16 protein-coding genes are annotated in these 19,606 nt (G+C 72.9%); 12 read left to right on the top strand and 4 right to left on the bottom strand.

The window, feature by feature from the left end; translation table 11 throughout:
* The 3 genes from ACW62_RS30460 to ACW62_RS30450 all read left to right on the top strand — a co-directional run.
* A partial coding sequence (locus ACW62_RS30460; protein ID WP_205629706.1) for a TetR/AcrR family transcriptional regulator occupies nucleotides 1-833 on the top strand: 833 nt, incomplete at its 5' end.
* A gap of 294 nt (nucleotides 834-1,127) precedes the next feature.
* On the top strand, nucleotides 1,128-1,472 hold the full coding sequence (locus tag ACW62_RS30455; RefSeq protein WP_053207889.1) for a hypothetical protein: 345 nt from the start codon (nucleotides 1,128-1,130) through the stop codon (nucleotides 1,470-1,472).
* Nucleotides 1,469-1,723, top strand: coding sequence for a hypothetical protein (locus ACW62_RS30450; RefSeq protein ID WP_053207888.1), 255 nt, complete (start codon nucleotides 1,469-1,471; stop codon nucleotides 1,721-1,723). The genes ACW62_RS30455 and ACW62_RS30450 overlap by 4 nt, the downstream gene beginning before the upstream one ends.
* A gap of 921 nt (nucleotides 1,724-2,644) precedes the next feature.
* Here ACW62_RS30450 and ACW62_RS35485 read toward each other — a convergent pair.
* Together ACW62_RS35485 and ACW62_RS30440 are read right to left on the bottom strand one after the other, a co-directional pair.
* Nucleotides 2,645-4,126 carry a glycosyl hydrolase family 28-related protein gene (locus tag ACW62_RS35485; RefSeq protein WP_053207887.1) on the bottom strand — a complete coding sequence of 494 codons (1,482 nt, stop codon included), beginning with the start codon at nucleotides 4,124-4,126 and terminating at the stop codon, nucleotides 2,645-2,647.
* A 40-nt stretch (nucleotides 4,127-4,166) separates the two neighbouring features.
* Nucleotides 4,167-4,883: a GntR family transcriptional regulator gene (locus ACW62_RS30440; protein WP_053207886.1), complete on the bottom strand. Its 717-nt coding sequence runs from the start codon at nucleotides 4,881-4,883 to the stop codon at nucleotides 4,167-4,169.
* Nucleotides 4,884-5,029: 146 nt separating this feature from the next.
* On the opposite strand from ACW62_RS30440, the gene ACW62_RS30435 reads away from it, so the two are divergent.
* Genes ACW62_RS30435 through ACW62_RS30405 form a run of 7 tightly spaced genes read left to right on the top strand, consistent with a single transcriptional unit; the run spans nucleotide 5,030 to nucleotide 12,604 of the window.
* On the top strand, nucleotides 5,030-6,358 hold the full coding sequence (locus tag ACW62_RS30435) for an ABC transporter substrate-binding protein (RefSeq protein WP_083460356.1): 1,329 nt from the start codon (nucleotides 5,030-5,032) through the stop codon (nucleotides 6,356-6,358).
* A complete protein-coding gene (locus ACW62_RS30430; protein WP_205629705.1) occupies nucleotides 6,355-7,245 on the top strand; it encodes a carbohydrate ABC transporter permease in 891 nt (296 codons plus the stop codon). The genes ACW62_RS30435 and ACW62_RS30430 overlap by 4 nt, the downstream gene beginning before the upstream one ends.
* The gene (locus ACW62_RS30425) at nucleotides 7,242-8,129 is read left to right on the top strand and encodes a carbohydrate ABC transporter permease (protein ID WP_053207884.1); all 888 of its coding nucleotides are present in this window, start codon (nucleotides 7,242-7,244) and stop codon (nucleotides 8,127-8,129) included. The genes ACW62_RS30430 and ACW62_RS30425 overlap by 4 nt, the downstream gene beginning before the upstream one ends.
* 8 nt (nucleotides 8,130-8,137) lie before the next feature.
* Nucleotides 8,138-8,833 (top strand): N-acetylmannosamine-6-phosphate 2-epimerase, encoded by a 696-nt coding sequence (locus ACW62_RS30420; protein ID WP_053207883.1) that lies wholly within the window; start codon nucleotides 8,138-8,140, stop codon nucleotides 8,831-8,833.
* Nucleotides 8,830-9,735 (top strand): ROK family protein, encoded by a 906-nt coding sequence (locus tag ACW62_RS30415; protein WP_157575086.1) that lies wholly within the window; start codon nucleotides 8,830-8,832, stop codon nucleotides 9,733-9,735. The genes ACW62_RS30420 and ACW62_RS30415 overlap by 4 nt, the downstream gene beginning before the upstream one ends.
* Nucleotides 9,732-10,745: a DUF4838 domain-containing protein gene (locus ACW62_RS30410; RefSeq protein ID WP_053207881.1), complete on the top strand. Its 1,014-nt coding sequence runs from the start codon at nucleotides 9,732-9,734 to the stop codon at nucleotides 10,743-10,745. Before ACW62_RS30415 ends, ACW62_RS30410 begins: the two co-directional genes overlap by 4 nt.
* Complete coding sequence (locus ACW62_RS30405; RefSeq protein ID WP_053207880.1) at nucleotides 10,742-12,604, top strand: DUF5107 domain-containing protein; 1,863 nt, start codon at nucleotides 10,742-10,744, stop codon at nucleotides 12,602-12,604. Before ACW62_RS30410 ends, ACW62_RS30405 begins: the two co-directional genes overlap by 4 nt.
* 75 nt (nucleotides 12,605-12,679) lie before the next feature.
* Here ACW62_RS30405 and ACW62_RS30400 read toward each other — a convergent pair whose 3' ends face one another.
* The gene (locus tag ACW62_RS30400) at nucleotides 12,680-15,097 is read right to left on the bottom strand and encodes a glycoside hydrolase family 3 C-terminal domain-containing protein (RefSeq protein ID WP_053207879.1); all 2,418 of its coding nucleotides are present in this window, start codon (nucleotides 15,095-15,097) and stop codon (nucleotides 12,680-12,682) included.
* 4 nt (nucleotides 15,098-15,101) lie between these two features.
* Nucleotides 15,102-16,271 (bottom strand): LacI family DNA-binding transcriptional regulator, encoded by a 1,170-nt coding sequence (locus ACW62_RS30395; protein ID WP_083460355.1) that lies wholly within the window; start codon nucleotides 16,269-16,271, stop codon nucleotides 15,102-15,104.
* A 69-nt stretch (nucleotides 16,272-16,340) separates the two neighbouring features.
* On the opposite strand from ACW62_RS30395, the gene ACW62_RS30390 reads away from it, so the two are divergent.
* A complete protein-coding gene (locus ACW62_RS30390) occupies nucleotides 16,341-17,966 on the top strand; it encodes an FAD-dependent oxidoreductase (RefSeq protein ID WP_053207877.1) in 1,626 nt (541 codons plus the stop codon).
* 31 nt (nucleotides 17,967-17,997) lie between these two features.
* Nucleotides 17,998-19,584, top strand: coding sequence for a right-handed parallel beta-helix repeat-containing protein (locus tag ACW62_RS30385; protein ID WP_053207876.1), 1,587 nt, complete (start codon nucleotides 17,998-18,000; stop codon nucleotides 19,582-19,584).
* Nucleotides 19,585-19,606: the final 22 nt, after the last annotated feature.

The raw sequence follows: 19,606 nt of genomic DNA, 5'->3' as shown, positions 1-19,606 counted from the left end.
GCCGAGCCATAGGCGTCCTGCACGACCGCCCGGCTCCTGGTCGTGGTGCCGTCTGTGGTCATGATGAACTCCTGACGTCGATACATATACTGTACGACGTACAGAAAAAGTCAATGGAGGGGCCGGTGCGGGCTTCGGGTGCAGAGACGGCGGCGACACGATCCGGGCGTGGGCGCCGGCGGACGCTGAGCGAGGACGAGATCCTCGACGCGGCGATGGCGCTGCTGGACGAGGGCGGACCCAAGGCGGCCTCCATCCGTGGGATCGCCGCCGCGGTCGGGGTCGCCCCGAACGCCGTCTACACCTATTTCCCCGACAAGGCCGCCGTGGTCCGAGCGCTGATCGAGCGGCTGCTCGGCGAGGTGAACCACGACGTCTTCGCCGACCGCGCCCAGCCCTGGCGGCTACGGCTGGAAGCCCTCGCCCTGCAACTCAGGCAACGACTCTGCGAACACCCGGGGGCCGTGCCCCTGATGATCGGCGGTCCGATGAACGGGCCGCATGCGCTGAGCCTGAACGAACGGCTCCTCGAACTCCTCGCCGACGCCGGCCTCGACCCGGTCGACGCCGCCCGCGCGTCCTACCTGCTCATCGTCTACGCCTTCGGGTCGATCGCCCTGCAGCTCGCGGACGTCCACGACTCCGGCCCGGCGCCGCCGGAGGCCGAACGGATCGCCGCCAGGAAACGCGCGTTCGCCCTGGCGCCCGCCGACCGATACCCGAGAGCTGCCGCGGCGGCCACCACCATGGCGGAGTACGTCTCGACCGAGCAGTACCTCTGGGGGCTGCGCCGGCTTCTCGACGGCATCACGGCGCGCGCGGACTCGTCCTGACGCGGACCCCGCCGGAAGGGGTATCTGGTCAGGTCAGGCAGCCGCCGGCGTCGTCGATGGGTGTACGGTGAAGGTTCAGGCGTTGACATGCGGGCAGGTCGGTCCCCAGCTGCGTCGGCTCTACGAATGTCGGCCGAAGAGGCCGGAGACAGGCCGCGCTCATGCGCCAGTTCCTCAGTCCGCAACTGCCCGATGATCCAGCGGCGCGGGACGCCTGCCGGGCGTCCCCGGTGCTCTCGTGAGCCGCCGGCGACGCACGTCGGCCGGAACCGGTCGGTCCGGCCCGTGCCTTCGGTGCTGACGCGCAGGCCCGACGCGCGGGCGCTGGCGCTGGCCCTCTTCCTCCGGCGCTGGGCCGGCGCGTTCTCGTTCTCCGCGGACGCCCTGGACTCGCCGGACACGGCGCTGGCGGGCATGGCGCTGCTGGACGCGGCGCAGCGTGCGGAACAGTTGGCCCCTGACGATCCGGTCATCATCGTGCTGTCCGAGGCGGGACACTTCGAGCCCATGCCCGGCGGCCACGCGCGGTTCGTCGAGACGGTCGAGATCCGGCACGCCGTGCTGCGGCTCATCGTCGGGCGGACGTTCGACGGCGGGCAGATCCTGGCGGTCATCGCGTCGGCGAGCGGACCGCCGTGAACGCGCTCGACGCCCTTCCGCCGCCGCTGGGCTCCTTGTTCGCGCGCGTCCTCGCCACCAAGGCCGCACAGCGCAGGCAGGCCGCGCAGAAGGTGAACGAGCCGGGCGCGCAGGCCGCCGCGCGTGAGGACAGCCTGCGCGCCCTGGAGGCCTACGCCGACGAGCTGGAACGCCGGCACTGGCCGGTGCCACGCCAGATCCAGCAGGACATCCGCCTGCACCGGGCGCTGTGCCAGCTACCGAGGCGCTGACGCCGACCGGGGCTTCGCTTGGTCTCCGAGACTCCGGCACTCGAACCGGGTCTTGAACGGGGCGTCGCGACGTTCGGCGCCCCACTGGGTGAGATCGCCGTAGCCCGGTGGCGCCTCTCCGGCCCGGCGCAACGGTGTGGGATTGCTGAGTGATCGATGTGGGAACGCTGTCGCGTCGACGACAGTGTTGCCGCGTCGTTTCCGCAGCGATCTCACATCGATCCCCGCATCGTTGGGCGCGGCGACTGTGCGCCCGCCCCCGGTGCGCCACTGGGTGGGGTCACTGTGCTTGCTGGGTGGCGTAGCTGTTGCCAGAGGAACAGTGATCCGCCCCACACGGCGCAGCGGATCCACACGGTGAGGTGGGGATCGTGCAAGGGGGACGCGCAGTTCGCCGTTTTGCGGCAGTGGGCCGTCCCCCTGCTGCCCATTTTCTTAGCCGCGCCCGTGCGCCTCAAGTCCGCGCCGCTGTGGTCGGCGTTCGCTGGGCTTGGGGGCTTGGACTTGACCCGCACGCGCGCGGTCTAAGAACGGGCATCTATCAGGGGGACGGGGGAAGTGCGGGCAGAGCCCGCCCGGTGCACCGTTTGGTGTCCTCGACTCCTGCGACCGTCTTCGATGGCGGGGGTCGTGTTCGAGGGGCCTTTCGGACGTTTCTGGCCATCGAAGACGGCTCCGGGCATCGAGGTGTGCCCAGACTGCCCCCGTCCCCCTGATAGGTGCCCGTTCTTGGCCGCGGGACCGCGGGTCAAGTACGCCCCGTCGTCGCGAAGCGACCCCTTGGGCGGACTTGAGGCGCGGTCACGCGGCTGAGAGAATGGGCAGCAGGGGGACGGCCAACGTGGCGGACCACGGCGAACGCGGCAGACCCAGGCGCACGGGCCGGCCGGCCACACAGGCCGGGTAGCCAAGATCACTCAGCTAGTACAGCTCTTCCACCACGATCGAGCCGGAGTGGACGGTGAAGGCGGCGCCGTCGGTGGAGCGGGCGCGGACGGCGAGGGTGGGCGCGGCGGTGGCGGCGTCGAACACGGCGGTGACGCCGGCGTTGTGGCGGCCGGTGCCGGCGGCTGCCTGCTGGACGGTGTGGGCGGCGACGGCGCCGTCGAGGGCCAGGGCGAGCTCACCGGAGCCGGAGCCGGACTTCTCGACGACGCCGCTGAAGGTGACGCGCACCTTGGACGAGCCGGCGACGGCGCCGGTGAGGGCGATGGAGAGGCCGGCGACCGTGGTGAAGGAGGTCGCGGTGACGGAGGCGGCGGCCGGCAGCGCGGCGGTGCGGATGTCGCGGCTGCGGTAGACCCGTTTGCCGTACGCCGCCTGGACGCCGCGGTGGGACAGCGCCGTGATGCTGGGCATGATCGGCACCGGCGCGCCGTCGCCCTCCTGGAACGTGGCGAAGATGTTCCCGAAGGTGCCGGACGTGCCGCCGACCGGCTGGCTCATGCCGATGTTGTGGAAGACGTTCTCGAGCGGGAACCGCGGGTCGCCGGACCACGGGCGGAAGTAGACGGAGTTGCCGCCGGTGCGCCCGCCGCTCGGGATGGCCTGCGCGCCGTAGACGGTGTTGTTGTCGGCGCCGTGGACGTAGAACCCGGCCGTGCCGGCGCCGCCGCCGTAGAAGAAGACGCCGCCGATGACGTCGTTGTTGGCGGCGTCGGGGTTGCCGGTGAGGGTGATCGACTCCGTCACCCCGGACGTCATGATCAGGCCGTGCGCGTTCGGCTCGGGGTCGTACGCCCAGCACTGCAGCAGCGTGTTGTTGCCGCACCCGTACACGCAGCCGGGCGGGAAGCCGTTGCGCGAGGTGAGGATCCAGCCGGCGACGGTGGCCGCGCGGGCCATGACGTTGGTGAAGATCGAGTCGGTGACGTGGTTGACGCGTACGGCGTAGCCGGCCTTCGCGTTGGCGTTCACGACGAGGTCGGCGACGGCCAGGCTGTGCAGCGGGCCCTCCAGGCTGAGGGCGGCGGCGGACGTGCTGACGGGGCCGTCGTAGACGATCTCGGTGGCGCCGGTGTTCTGGACGAAGTTCAGCGACGGCGAGCCGCCCCGGCCGCTGCCCTGCAGGGTGATCCGGTGGTGCTTGGTCGACACGGCGCTGTCGCTGCCGTCGCCGACCTGCAGCGGGCCGCTGATGCGGTACACGCCCGGCGGGAAGAACACGACGCCGCCGCCACCGGCGTCGACGCTGGCGATGGCGGCGGTGATGGCGGCGAGGTCGTCGGTGACGCCGTCGCCGGTGGCGCCGTGCGACTTGACGTCCTCCCACGAGGCGGCGAACACGCGGCGCCGGGCGGCGGCGTCGGCCGGTTCGGTCATGACGGCGCCGGCGGCGAGCGCGCCGGTTCCGACGGTGGCGCTACGCAGCAGGTTGCGGCGGCTGACGGGGGAAACGGGCATGGGTGTCCTCCTGCGAAACGATCAGACGGGTGATGGGCAGTCAGCGTTCGATGTCGATCAGGAAGGAGTACCGGTCGGCGCGGTACAGCGACCGGGTGAACTCGACCGGCCGCTGGTGCTGGTCGATGGTGCGCCGCTCGACGACGAGGGCCGCGGAGAAGGCCGCGACGTCGAGCAGTTCGGCGTCGGCGGGTTCGAGGACGGTGGCGCCGATGCGCTGCTCGGCCCGGCTGACGACCGTGCCGTAGCGGCTGGCCAGCAGGTCGTACAGCGACCCGGTCAGCTCGCGGTCGAGCAGTCCGTGCACGCGGCTGGCGTCCAGGTGGACGGTCTCGAGGCAGACCGGTGCACCGTCGGCCAGTCGCACGCGCCGGATGCGGGCGATCTCGGCCGCGGGGCTCAGGCTCAGTTTGCTGCCGACGGCGGCGCCGGCGAACTCCGTGCCGACGTCGACGACGCGGGTGCTGGGCTTCATGCCGCGCTCGATCATGTCCTCGGTGAACGAGGTGAGCCGGATCGTCTTGTCGATGGTGGGCTCGGCGACGAACGTGCCGGAGCCGTGCACGCGGTAGACGCGGCGTTCCTCTTCGAGTGCGTTGAGGGCGTGCCGGACGGTCATCCGGCTGACCCCCAGCTCGTCGGCGAACTGCCGTTCGGTGGGCAGCTTGTCGTGGGGCTGTAGCCCGTCGTCGATCAGCCGCTCGATGTGGGAGCGGACCCGGCCCGACTTGTGGTCGGTGTTGCGTGCGTCGCTCATGCCCAGCTCCCCAGAAGTGGTTTAGCCCAAAGCTAGTCACGAGTCGATCTCGCGTCAATGCCCAGATGAAGTGTTGACGACGCTCGCTTAATTGGGCTATACCTCTCCACGCAACCGTCAGCCATTCACTGAATCGGAGGGGCACCATGAGAAGTCCACGTGTGGTCGCTGTCTGGGGCGCCATCGCTGCGGCGACCGCGCTGACGGCCGGCGCCTGCGGAGCCGACGAGTCGTCCGGCGGCGACTCCGGCGAGACCGTGCTGCGCATCTTCGTGCACGCGAACCCGCCCACCGACAGCGCCTTCGAGAAGATCAACGCGCTGTTCGAGGAGCAGAACCCGGGCGTCCGGGTGGAGTTCACGACCGCCGCGGGCGTCGACTTCTTCACCGTCCGCAACACCCGGCTGATGGCCGAGGACGTCGACATCACCGAGGGGTCGACGTCGGGCGGGACGCGGCTGCTGCCCGACTGGGTCGAGGGCCAGCAGGAGAGCGACTGGGTCAAGGGCCTGCAGGCCGGCAACTGGGTCGACCTGAGCGACGAGGAGTTCCTCGGCAACTTCTCGCCGGAGATCATGGAGGCCTACGAGTACGAGGACAAGTCGTACGCCGTGCCCACCGGCACCAGCCTGGTCACCGGCGTCTTCTACAACAAGGCCGTCTTCGCCGAGCACGGCCTCGAGGTGCCGCGCACCTGGGCCGACTTCCTGACCGTCATCGAGGTGCTCGAAGGCGCCGGCGTGCCCGCGCTGATCATGGGCGGCAAGGACGCGTGGCCGGCCGGCATCCCGATGTACGGGCTGGTGCAGTCGCAGTTCGACGACACCGAGGAACTGGACCGCGGCCTCTGGGAAGGCGACGCCGCGCTGACCGACGCCGAGGCGGTCACCGTCATGGAGCGGCTGCAGACCATCTTCGACCACACGCTCGAGCACTGGGAGGGCATCGACTACGCGACGGTGCCCGCGCGGTTCGCGGCCGGCGAGGCGGCGATGCTGCCGGACGGCTCGTGGAGCATCCCGGCGATCCAGGAGGCCGCGCCGGACCTGGAGTTCGGCTACTTCCCGCTGCCCGGCGGCGACGACGCCGAGGACAACCAGTACATCGCCGGCAAGCTGGAGTTCAGCCTGTCCATCCCGTCCAGCTCGGAGCAGCAGGACCTCGCCCGCGAGTGGCTGGCGCTGTACTCCGACCCGGAGGTGTACGAGGACTTCGTGGTCGAGGCCGGGTTCGGCCCGGCGCAGCCCGACGTCGAACTGGGACCGGTGCTGCAGGAGGTCCAGCAGTACCTGCCCGACGGCGGCTTCACGCCGTCCTGGGACCAGGTCTTCCACGGCAACCAGTACGCCGGACCGCTCGCCGTGAGCCCGTTCGCGTTCGACAACGTCGCGCCCATCGGCACCGAGTCCGACATGCCCGCCCTGGCGGAGAAGATGCAGGCGGACTGGCAGGTGGGTCTGGACTCGCTGCCGTGAACCCGTTCGCCACGTCGAGGGTGGGACGCGTCGGCCCCTGGCTGGGCATCGCGCCCGGGCTGCTGCTCTTCCTCACGTTCGCGCTCATCCCCGCGGTCGCCGTGGTGGGGATGTCGTTCACCGACATCTCCGGCATGCCCAACGTGCCGTGGACCTGGGTCGGGCTGGACAACTACCGCCGGTTCTTCTCCGCCGGCTCGGTGGCGGCCAACCTCGACGTCGTCAACCGGACGCTGATCTTCGCGCTGTCCGTCACGATCATCCTCAACGTGCTGGCGCTGCTGCTCGCCGTCCTGCTCAGCGGGCGGTTGCGCGGCGCCGCGCTGTACCGGTCGATCGTGTTCATGCCGGTGGTGCTGGGCGTGACGATCGTCGGCCTGATCTGGTCGCTGGTGTTCAACCCGACGGGCGGCCCGGCGGCCAGCCTGTGGTCGTCCTTCGGGTCCAGCTCGTCCTTCCTCGGCGACCCGAAGCTGGCCTTCACGCTGATCATCTTCGTGCAGATCTGGGCCGCCATCGGGACGACGATGATGATCTACCACGCCGGCCTGATGGCGATCCCGTCCGACCTGTACGAGGCGGCCCGGGTCGACGGCGCCAATGCGTGGCACAAGCTGCGGCACGTGACCATCCCGATGGTGGCGCCGGCGATCACCGCGAACATGGTGATCTCGATCGTCGGGTCGCTGCAGACCTACCAGATCATCTACGTCCTCACCGGCGACCGGCCGACGACGTCGGTGCTGGCGCTGAAGGTGTTCTCGATCGGCTTCGGCACGTCCGAACAGGGCTACGCCGCCGCGGTCTCGATGATCCAGTTCGTCCTGGTCGCCGTGATCGCGCTGGTGCTGCTCAGCTACCTGCGCAGGCGGGAGACCCAGCTATGACCGTCCTCCACGATCAGGCTCGCACGGCCGGCCGGCTCACACCCGGACCGCCGGGCGAGCGGCGACGGCGTCAGCGGACGCCGTGGCGGCTGGTCAACTACCTGCTCGCGTTCGCGGTGGTCGCGCTGTACCTGCTGCCGCTGCTGTTCCTGCTGAACACCGCGTTGAAACGGCCGGGGGAGTTCAGCGCCGACCCGGTCGGCCTGACGGACGGCCTGGCGCTCGGCAACTTCGTCGACGCCTGGACGCAGGGGAACTTCGGCGCGCTGGTCGCGAACAGCGTCCTCTACGCGGTGGTGTGCGCCGCGGTCGGCACGGTGCTGTCGGTGCTCATCGCGTTCCCGGTGGCGCGCAACTACGTGCGCTGGTCGCGGCCGCTGCGGGTGCTGTTCGTGCTCTCGCTGTTCCTGCCGAACGCGATCGTCGCGCAGTTCCAGCTGGTCCTGAAGCTGGGCCTGTACGACACCCGGCTGGGCTACATGCTGCTGATGACGGCCGGCCTCGGCGTCGGGCCGCTGCTCGTCATGGGGTACCTGCGGTCGCTGCCGCGCGAGCTGGACGAGGCCGCGGCGATGGACGGCTGCGGGTACTTCCGGTTCGTGTGGACGTTCGTGTTCCCGTTGTGCAAGCCGGTGCTCGGCGCGGTGTTCATCCTGCAGGTGATCGGCGTCTGGAACGACATCATCGGCGCCACGATCTACCTCGCGTCGCCGGAGCTGCGCACCATCTCGCTGGGGCTGTTCACGTTCTACGGCGAGTACGGCAACAACCAGTGGGAACTGCTGGCCGCGGCCACCCTGATCGTGGCGGCGCCGCTCATCCTGCTCTACGTGTTCACCCAGCGGTTGTTCATCAGCGGCGCCATCGCGGGGTCGCTGAAGTGAGGACGGACATGCACGTGCTCGACGCCATCCGCGGCGGCCTGGTGGTCTCCTGCCAGGCGAATCCCGGCGAGCCGATGGACCACCCGGTGCACATCGCCGCCCTGGCCGCGTCGGCGGAGGTGGGCGGCGCGGTCGGGTTGCGCATCGACGGCGGCGACAACATCCGCGCGGCCCGGGCGGCGACCGCGCTGCCGATCATCGGGATCAAGAAGGTGACCGGTGAGGGGCGGCCGCAGATCACGCCGTCGCGGGACGACTCGGCGGAGATCGTCGCGGCCGGGGCGTCCGTCGTCGCGTTCGACGCGTCGCTGCAGTACCAGCCCGAGTCGGCCCGGCTCACCGACCTCGTCCAGGAGATCCGGTCCCTGGGCGCGGTGACGATCATGGCCGACATCTCGACGGTGGCCGAGGCGGAGCGCGCCTGGGCCGCCGGGGTGGACGTCGTGGGCACGACGCTGTGGGGGCACACGCCCGACACCGCCGTCCACGACGGTCCCGGCATCGACCTCGCGGCGACGTTGTGCGCGGCCGGGATGACGGTGATCGTCGAGGGTCACCTCAGCCGGCCCAGCCAGGTGCGCGAGGCGTTCGAGGCCGGCGCGCTGGCCGTCGTCGTGGGCACCGCGATCACCAATCCCGTCGCGCTGACCAGGCAGTTCGTCGGCGCGTGCCCGTCGCGCCGGCCGGTCGAGGAGCCGGCATGACGGGCGTCGTGGCGGTCGACCTCGGCGCGACGAAGATCCACGCGGCGGTCGTGCGGGACGGCGCGATCGTGCGCCGGCTGCGGCGCGCGACCCCGGCTGACGGCGGCCGCGCGGTGCTCGACGCCGTCGCCGCGGCGATCACCGAGCTGACCGGCGGCGCGGCGGTGGCCGGGATCGGCGTGGCCTGCGCGGGCATCGTCGACGCGCGGTCCGGCACGGTGCTGCGTTCCGGCGCCACGATCCGCGACTGGGCCGGCGCCGAGGTCGGCGCGACCCTGGCAGCCCGGTTCCGGTGCCCGGTCGTCGTCGACAACGACTGCAACGCCTTCGCCGCGGGCCTGCTCCGCGACGGGCCGGGACGTTCCAGCGTCGTCGCGGTGATGGCCGGGACCGGCATCGGCGCCGGGCTCGTCCTGGACGGCGCGCTGTACCGCGGGCCGCGCTACGGCGCCGGCGAGCTGGCGCATCTGCCCTGGCCGGGGGTGGACGGCGCGCGCTGCGGCTGCGGGCGGCCGGACCATCTGGAGGCGACCGCGTCCGGGTCCGGCATCGAGCAGTCCTACGCCGCGGCGGCCGGCACCGAACGGGTCCGGCTGCACGCGATCGTCGAGCGGCGGGCCAACGGCGACCCGGTCGCGGCCGCCGTCGTCGAGAGCGGAGCCCGGGCGCTCGGCACGGTGCTGGCCGGGGTGGCCGGCACCCTCGACCTCGACGAGGTGGTGCTGGGCGGCGGCGTCGTGGCGGCCGTCCCCGGCTTCGCCGACCTCGCCGTCCAGCACTTCGAGACCGAGGTCGCCGCCCGCGGGCAGCGGGTCGCGATCGGCCGGGCCACACGCGGTGACGACACCGTGCTCACCGGCATCGCCGCACTGGTCACCGACCGGAAGGACACTCACCCGTGACGACGCCATGGTTCATCACCCGAGGTGCCGTGCTGACCTGGGACGACATCACCACCTACGACTGGGTGGCGCTGGCCGCCGCGGCCGGGCTGACGACGCTCAGCGTCCACACCGACGCGCTGACGTCCGAGCGCGGCGCCGCGTTCCTCGACGAGTGCCGGCAGGCCGGGCTGGCGATCGAGCGGCAGCAGCACGCGCTGTCCCGGCTGCTGCCGCGGGAGCTGTTCGACAAGGACCCGGCGATGTTCCGGCTGACCGAGGACGGCGAGCGGAGCCCCGACAGCAACTGCTGCGCGAGTTCGGCCGCCGGGCTCGACGTCATCGCCGCGAACGCCGTGGGGGAGTTGGACGACCCCGGCACGACCACCGGCCGCTACTACTTCTGGCCCGACGACGGCGGGCTGCGCTGCCACTGCCGCGAGTGCGCCGGGCTGAGCCACACCGACCAGGCGCTCCTGGTCGAGAACCGCATCGTCCGCGCGATGCGCGAGGTCCGCCCGGACGCTCAGGTGTCGCACCTGGCGTACCAGTCGACGATGCCGGCGCCGGAGCGGGTGCGGCCCGAGCCCGGCGTGTTCCTGGAGTTCGCGCCGTTCTTCCGGACGTGGGAGGTCCCGCTGTCGCGGCGCGACGCGCACGGCCCCGGCTGGGACCGGGACGTCCCCGGGCGCGACTCCCGCCGGGCCGCCCGGCGCGACGACCGCCGCATCGCGCACGGCGACTATCTGGACCACCTCGACGCCAACCTCGCCTGCTTCGGCGCCGAGACGGCGCAGGTGCTGGAGTACTGGCTGGACGTGTCGCTGTTCAGCGACTGGACGCTGCCGGCGGTCGAGCTGCCGTGGGCCGACGGCGTCCTGCGTGACGACCTCGACACGTACGGGAGCCGCGGCATCCGGCACGTCACCGCGTTCGCCGCGTACATGAACGGCGCCTACTTCGCCGCGCACCCGAGCACCGAGCCGGTCCGCGCCTACGGCGCCGCGCTGCTGGACTGGCGGCGGCCGTGACGACGGAGGTGCGGGTCGAGACGATCGAGCTGCCCGCCGCCGGCCTGGGGTCGCCGTCGACGCTGCCCGGGGTCGGCGGCCGCGCCGCGCCGTACGCCACGGACGACCGCTTCGGCTACGGCCGGGTGCCGAACCTCTTCCCGTACCTCGACCAGGACGGCTACGGCCGGGCGCTGCGGCCCACGCCGTTCCGGGCGGTGGTGCTGGAGAACCGGCACCTGACCGCCGTCGTGCTGCCCGAGCTGGGCGGGCGGATCTGGAGCCTGCGCGACCGCGGGCGCGACGTCGACCTCGTCCACCGGAACGGCGCCGTGCAGCTGGGCAACCTCGCGCTGCGCAACGCCTGGTTCGCCGGCGGCATCGAGTACAACCTCGGCACCCGCGGGCACTCGCCGCTGACCTGCAGCCCGCTGCACGCCGCGACGGTGGTCGGCGAGGACGGCGAGACGTCGCTGCGACTGTGGGAGTTCGAGCGGCTGCGCGAGGTGGTGTTCCAGATCGACCTGTGGCTGCCGGCCGACTCGCCGGTGCTGCTGGCGCACGTGCGCGTCGTCAACCCCGGCGACGACACCGTGCCGATGTACTGGTGGACGAACGCGGCGGTGCCGCAGACGCCGGACACCCGCGTGCTGTGCCCGGCGACGACCGCGCTGACCAGCGACTACACCGGCGCGCTGAACCAGGTGCCGGTGGACGCGCCGGGCGAGCGGCTGACCTGGCCGGCCGCCGCGCCGCGCGCCGTCGACTACTTCTTCGAGACCGAGCCGGACGCGGACCGGCACTGGATCGTCAGCGCGGACGCGGACGGCGACGGGCTGGCGCTGCTGTCGGACGCGCCGCTGCGGGGCCGGAAGCTGTTCTGCTGGGGGACGTCGCCCGGCGGCGAGCGGTGGCAGGAATGGCTGAGCCCGCTCGGCGGCCGGTACTTCGAGATCCAGGGCGGCCTTGCGCCGACGCAGTACGAGCACCTGCCGATGCCGCCGCGCACCGAGTGGTCGTGGGTCGAGGCGTACGGCAACGCCCGGCTCGACCCGGCCGCCGCGCACGACCCGTCGTGGACGGGGGCGGTCGGGCATGCGGGGGAGCGGGTGGACGTGCTCTGGCCGGCGGCGGAGCGGATCGGCCGGCTCCGGGACCGGGCGCAGCTGCCGCCGTCCGCCCGGATCGCCGACGGCAGCGGCTGGGGTGCCCTGGAGCGACGGCGCCGGCTGGCCGGCGGGCTGCCGTGGGTCGACGAGACTTCGACGCCGTTCGCCGACGACACCCTGACCGGCGAGCAGCGCCCATGGTGCGACCTGCTCGCCGGGCGGCCGGCCGAGGCGCCGCGACCGCCGTCGTCCTACGTGCGGGGCGCGGACTGGGAGCGGCGTCTGGCCGGATCGCCGCCGACCTGGCTGAGCGAGCTGCACCTCGCCGTCATGGCGCACGCCCGCGGCGCGCTCGACGACGCCGAGCGGCACTACCGGCGCTCGCTGGAGCACGAGGTCACGGCGTGGGCGCTGCGCGGCCTCGCGCTGCTCACCTCGGACGACGCGCTCTACCGGCAGGCGCTGGAGCGGACCGGCGACGACCGGCTGGCCGAGGAGGCCGCCGCCGCGCTGCTGCGGTCCGGCCGGCCGGAGGCGGTCGTCGAGTTGTTGACCGGCCGCGAGCCGTCCGGCCCGCGGGCGGTCCGGCTGCGGCTGCTCCTGGCCCGCGCGCTGGCCGCCACCGGCGACGTCGATGCCGCGCGTCGGGCGCTCGGCGAGGATCTCGTCCTGCCCGACCTGCTGGAGGGCGAGACGGCGCTGTCCGACCTGTGGACCGAGCTCTTCCCCGGCCGCCCCGTCCCGCCCGCCTACGACTTCCGCATCGCGTGACCCTCCACCCGGATCATCCAGCTTTTGGGGTGCTCTGACAGCGCAAAAGGTGGATGATCATGGCCGGCCGCCGGGTCATGGCCGGGTCACGTCGGCACGCAGGGGGAGGTCCGCCACGTTCGAACCGACGTGCAGGGTGTAGGTGCCCGGCTCGGTCCGCCAGCCGCCGTCCCAGTGCGCGAACGCCCGTGCCCCGATCTCGATGCGGGCCGTCGTCGTGGCACCGGCGTCGGCCCGGACGACGGCGAATCCGGCCAGCCAGCGCGCCGGGCGGTCGACGGCGGTCTCCGGCCTGGACAGGTAGACCTGGACGACGTGCTTGCCGGGCCGGTCGCCGGTGTTCCGCACGTCGACGACCACGTCGACGGCCCCGCCGGTCGCGGCCGCCACGCGGAGGCCGTCGAACGACCACGTCGTGTAGCCGAGGCCGAACCCGAACGGGTACGCCGGCTGCACACCGGCCCGCAGCCAGGCCCGATGGCCGACGTGGATGCCTTCGTCGTAGCCGAGCACGCCGCCGGCCGGCGTCGTGGACAGGACCGGCACGTCGGCCTCGGCCGCCGGCCAGGTGGTCGGGAGCCGTCCGCCCGGCTCGCGCGCGCCGAGGAGCACGTCGGCCAGGGCGTGACCGAGCTCCTGCCCGCCGAACCAGGTCAGCAGCACCGCGGCCACCTCGCTGCGCCACGGCAGCAGCACCGGCGCCCCCGCGTTGACGGCGACGACGGTGTGCGGGTTGGCCGCGGCGACGGCACGCACCAGCTCGTCCTGGCGGCCGGGCAGCGCCAGCGTGGACCGGTCGAAGCTCTCGCTCTCCATGTCCGGGGTGGTCCCGACGACGACGAGGACGGCGTCGGCAGCGCGGGCCGCCGCCACCGCTGCCGCCAGTTCGTCCTCCGGCGACGCCGTGGCGAGGTCGATCCCGACCGTGAGCGTCGCGGCGGTGTGGTCGTGGCCCGGCAGCGGGGGCAGGTCCAGGTGGACGACGACGTGGACCGGCCGGCCGGCGTCCAGCACGACCGGTGTGCTGACCACCGGCGGCGACACCAGGCCGCCGGCGAACGCCGTGCCGTCGTGGGCCAGCACGGTGTCGATCACCTCGACGGTGTCGACGCTCAGCCGGAGCCGCCCGGCCGCCGCGACGCCCAGCCGGACCGGGCCGCCGTCGTCCGGCCGGTAGATCGTGGCCAGTTCGATCGAGGCCGCGCCGGCCAGCCGCTTCGAGCCGATGCGGGTGAGGTCGGCCGAGCGGTGTCGCTCCGAGCGCAGGACGGTCCCGTCGGCGGCCCGGATCACCAGCCGCACCCCCGGAGCTCCCGTCGCCGGATCGGTGAGCCCCGACGGGGGGAGCGGGACGAGGCCCCGCTGCACCTGGGTCCCGAGCGACCACCGCACGTCGACGCCCGGCAGCGCGGCTCGCAGCCCGTCGAGCGGTGACACGACGTGTTCGGGCTCGACGTACGCGCTGCCGCCGCCCTGCGTCCGCGCCAGCACGGCGCTCTGCCCGATGACCGCCACCGACCGCAGCCGGGCCGGGTTCCAGGGCAGCTCGCCGCCGGCGTTGCGCACCAGCACCATCCCCGCGGCCGCCACCTCACGGGCCAGGCCGGGCCCGTCGACCGGCGACGGCACGACGGCGGTCTCGCCGAAGCCGTCCAGCGCGCCCACCCGGGCCGCGAGCCGGAGCAGCCGCAGCACCTTCTCGTCGACCGCCTCCTCCGGCACCGACCCGGCCCGCACCGCATCGACCAGCGCCGCGCCCCAGGGACCGGACGGCCCCGGCATGACGAGGTCCAGCCGGGCCCGCCCCGCTGCGACGGTCGTGCGCGCCGCGCCCCAGTCCGAGACGACCACGCCGTCGAAGCCCCACTCGCCGCACAGCGGGTCGGCCAGCAGCGGATGCTCCGTCATCGTCGTGCCGTTCACCGAGTTGTACGCGGCCATCACCATCCACGGCCGCTCCTCGACGACGGTGTCCTCGAACGCCGCGAGGTACAGCTCACGCAGCGCCCGCTCGGACACCCGGACGTCGGCGGTGAACCGCTCGGTCTCGGAGTCGTTGGCCACGTAGTGCTTCGGGCAGGCGCCCACGCCGCCGTCCTGGACGCCGCGCACCAGCGCCGCCGCCAGCCGCGACGTCAGCAGCGGGTCCTCGGACAACGCCTCGAAGTGCCGGCCGCCGAGCGGGCTGCGGTGCAAGTTGACGGTGGGTCCGAGCAGCACGTCGGCACCCACCCTGCGGGTCTCGGCCGCGAGTGCCGCGCCGAACCGGCGGGCGAGGTCGATGTCCCACGACGCGCCGAGTGCCGTTCCGGACGGCAGGTTCAGGGCGGTGACGGCGCCGCCGCGGTGGGCGGCGCGGACCCCGGCGGGACCGTCGGTGAGGACCACCGAGCGCAGCCCGATGGCGGGTTCGGCCGGCAGGTGCCACGAGTCGGTCCCGGTGAGCAGCCGCACCTTCTGCTCGAGCGTCAGCTTCCCCAGCAGCGCGTCCATCGGGTCACCCCGGCGCGCCGACGGTCCGGCCGCCGGTCAGCTCGCAGGGGACGAACTCCTGCTCCGGGCCGGCGTCGGGCGCGTCGAGCAGCCGCAGCAGCATGCGGACGGCGGCCGCGCCGATCTCGCGGCTGGGCGTGCGCAGCAGCGACAGCGCGGGGTCGGGGGAGAGCACGTTCGCGCGGTCGCCGTGGTCGCCCAGCCCGACAATGCTCAGCTCGCCGGGCACGTCGACACCCTGGGCCCGCGCCGTCTCGAAGAGCCGGTGCGCGACGTACGAGGACTCGGCGATGACGGCGGTAGCGCCGGCCTCGCGGGCCGCGGCGAGGACGGCGGGCTCGTCGGCGGCCACCGCGACGCGCGGCAGCTCGGGGTTCGGCGCGCCGAAGGCCACCATGGTGGCCCGCTTCGGGCCCAGCCGGTGCCGGGCACAGGCGGCGGCGAACCCGGAGCGCCGCTCGATCAGCGTCTCCTGCGTGCGCGAGCCGACGACGTACAGCAGCCGCCGGTGCCCACGTCCGTACAGCTCCTCGACGACGGCGTCGGCTCCGGCCGTGTAGTCGGCCGCGACCCAGGACGCCTGCGGGCCGACCTCGTCGTGCCGGCCGATCATGACGAACGGGTAGCCGTCGGCGGCCAGCTTCGCGAGCTCGCCGCTGTCGACCCGGCCACCGACCAGGATGGCGCCGTCGGCTAGCCGCAGCAGGTTGGTGTCGCGGTTGAAGATCGAGCGCTCGCCGGACTCGTTCTTGGCGCCGGTGAACAGCAGGAGGTGATGCGCGACGGCCTCGGCCTCCTCCTCGATGCCCAGCAGGAACTCGTAGTAGAAGTCGCGGCTCTCCCACGGGAACAGCCGCTGGTAGGTGAACGCGCCGATGATGCGGTTGCGGCCGCCGGCCAGGCTCTGCGCGGCGATGTTCGGGGTGTAGTGCAGGTCGCGGACGGCCTGCCAGACCCGCTCGCGGGTCGTCTCACTGACCCGGATGGAGTCGGTCTTGCCGTTGATGACCGTGGAGACGATGGCCGTGGACACGTTCGCGACGCGAGCGACATCGCTCTGCGTGACGCGTCGTTTGTCCGGCCGGCGGCGCTGAGCCACGAGTATCTGCCTCCCTGTGCCGGCGAAGCTCGCCGGAACCCACCCATTGACGACGGAACGAGCCGAGTCTACCATCGGCTAACGCGTTTAATCATAGCGCTTAATCAGAGCGCTTAATCACCTTCTGACGAGGCGGGAGGCACGGTGGACCACGAGACCGAGGTGCTCGTTGTCGGCGGCGGGCTGGGTGGCGTCGCGGCGGCGCTCGCGGCGCTTCGCCTGGGCCGCACCGTCGTGCTCACCGAGGAGTCGCCGTGGCTGGGCGGCCAGCTCACCTCGCAGGCGGTCCCACCCGACGAGAACGCCTGGGTCGAGACGTTCGGCGCGGCAGCGAGCTACCGCCGGCTGCGCACCGAGATCCGCGAGCTGTACCGGCGGCACTACCCGCTCACCGAGTCCGCGCGGGCGTCCGCCGCCCTCAACCCCGGCGACGGCCGCGTCAGCCCGCTGTGCCACGAGCCCAAGGTCGCGCTGACCGCCATCCACGCGATGCTGGCGCCGTACCGGGCGAACCGCCGGCTCACCGTGCTGACCGGCACCCGGCCGCACTCCGTCGAGGTCGACGGCGACACCGTCACCGCGGTGCGGTTCGAGCGCGACGGCGACCACGTCACCGTCCGGGCGCCCTATGTCCTGGACGCCACCGAACTGGGCGACGTCGTCGAGCAGTCCGGCACCGAGTCGGTGGTGGGCGCGGAGAGCCGCGACCAGACGGGGGAGTTGCACGCGCTCGACGGCGCCGCGCAACCACTGGACCAGCAGTCGTTCACCTGGTGCTTCGCCATGGACTTCCGCGAGGGCGAGGACTGGACCATCGACCGCCCGGCCGGCTACGGCTTCTGGCGCGACTTCGCCCCCGGCTACTGGCCGGGACCGCTGCTGTCCTGGACCGATGTGCGGCCGGACTCACTGGCCGTCCGCACCCATCCGCTGTTCACCGACGCCGCGACGCCCACCGGCGGGCACGGCATCGACCGCTGGACGTTCCGGCGCATCCTCAGCGCCCGCACGTTCACACCGGGCTTCCTTGCCAGCGACGTCACCCTCGTCAACTGGCCGCAGAACGACTACGTCCCCGGCCCGCTCGTCGGGGTCGAGCCGGCCGAGCGGCAGCGCCATCTCGAGGCCGCCCGGGAACTGAGCCGGTCGCTGCTCTACTGGATGCAGACCGAGGCGCCCCGGCACGACGGCGGCACCGGCTACCCCGGCCTGCGCCCGCGCGGCGACCTGCTGCGCGACGGCACCGCCGACGATGCCGGGCTGGCGCTGCGTCCTTACGTCCGCGAGTCGCGGCGCATCGCCGGCGAGCTGACCGTCGTCGAGGAACACGTCGGCGTCGAGGCACGCCGGGCCGCCGGACTGCCGGTGGGCTCGGAGGTCTTCCCCGACTCCGTCGGCATCGGCTGCTACCGCATCGACCTGCACCCCAGTTCCGGCTCCGGGACCCCGCGCACGTACGTCGACATCGCCTGCCACCCGTTCCAGGTGCCGCTCGGCGCGCTGCTCCCCGTCCGCATGGACAACCTGATCGCTGCCGCGAAGAACATCGCCACCACGCACATCACCAACGGCGGATACCGGCTGCACCCGGTCGAGTGGACCATCGGCGAGGCGGCCGGCGCGCTGGCCGCGTACGCCCTCGGCACCGGTCTCCCGCCGCGCGCGGTCCGCGCCAAGCCCGACGCGCTGGCGGAGTTCCAACGCCTGCTCAGTGGCGTGCTCGGCGCCGAACTGGCCTGGCCCGACCGCATCCGCACCCGCACGGTCTGACCCCCGCACCCCTTCCCCCCTTGGAGGGACCATGCCCCCGACCAGCGTCACCCGGCGCACCCTGCTCAGCATGGCCGCCGCGCTCCCGCTGTTCCACGGCGCGACGAAGCTCAGCGTCGCGGCCGCCGGCGCCGGCCCCGCGGCCGGCGTCGTCAGGGCCTCGGACTTCGGCTTCGACCCGGAGGACTCCACCGCCGCGCTCACCGCGGCGCTGGCCAGCGACGCCGACGTCGTCGTCATCGACAACGTGGGCCAGGACTGGATCACCGGCCCGCTGTGGATCAACCGCGACGACCTCACCGTCATCCTCGAGGACGGTGTCACCGTCCGCGGCAAGGCGGCCGCGTTCCCGGACCGCCGCGACGGCATCTGGCGCATCCACGGCCGGCGCAACGTCAAGCTGATCGGCTACGGCGCCACCTGCGTCATGAACAAGCCCGAGTACACCGGCGAGTGGCGCGCCATCGTGCGCATGGGCACCAGCGAGAACGTCACCGTCGAGGGCCTGGTGCTGCGCGGCGCGCCCGGCGACGGCATCATCACCGGCGCCGGCTCGGTCGACGTCACCATTCGCAACGTCGTCTGCGACGACAACAAGCGCAACGCCATCAGCGTCATCTACGCCGACGGCCTGCTGATCGAGGGCAGCGCGTTCATCAACACCGAGGGCACGCTGCCGGAGGCCGGCATCGACCTCGAGCCCGACACCGCGGTGCAGCTGATCAAGGACGTCGTCATCCGCGACTGCGTGTTCGCCGGCAACCGGACGTACAGCTTCGAGATCAACCTGATGCGCTACCAGGCCACCAGCACCCCGGCGTCGGTGCTGGTCGAGCGGTGCTACATGGGCCCGACCGGCGACGCCGTCGTGCACGTGCAGCCCGGCACCAAGGGCCCGGCGAGCGGATCGGTGATCTTCCGCGACTGCGTGTTCGACGCCGGCGACTCGCCCGGCACCGTCAACGTGTACGGCCCGCGCGGCTACGACGGCCTGCGGACGACGTTCGAACGGGTCGCGTTCACCGCGCGGCGCGACCCGGCCCGCACCGACCCGTTCGTGAAGGTGTGGTCCGGCATGGTGACCGTGCTGCCGGAGTACGGCAACATCGGGTTCACCGACTGCCTCGTCCTGGCCGACCTCGACGGCCCGTTCCTGGCCGGCATGGAGGGCGCCGGCGACCCCGTCCTCGCCAACGTCCAGGGCACCGTCTGGGCGGCCCGGCCCCAGCAGCCCGTCGTCGAGACCGCCGGCGCCACTCGTGACGTCGACCTCGAACTGCGGCCCACGGACGGCGCCGCCACCGTCGTCCTCACCAGCGACCGGCGCTGGGTGCGGGGCGGCGAGACCGCCACCGTCACCGTCCGGCGGGTCGGCGACGACCTGGCCGCGCCGCTGGCGCTGCACTATGACCTGTCCGGCGCCGCCCGGAGCCGGGTCGACTACGACGGCCTCCCCGGCGTCGCCGTCATCGCGCCGGGACAGCGCGAGGTCACCATCGCGGTCCGTGCCCGCGACACCGCCGCCACCACGCCGCGCGACCTGACGCTGACGCTGCGGCCGCTGCCCGGTACGACCATCGCCGGCCGCGACGCCGTCACGCTGCGCGTCGCCGGCTGACCCGACCTCCCGAGGAGAGATC

It is taken from the genome of Jiangella muralis, from assembly GCF_001270745.1.
Classification (GTDB): domain Bacteria; phylum Actinomycetota; class Actinomycetes; order Jiangellales; family Jiangellaceae; genus Jiangella; species Jiangella muralis.
Note: the sequence above shows the minus strand (reverse complement) of the source record. Positions and strands in the feature narration are given on the sequence as shown.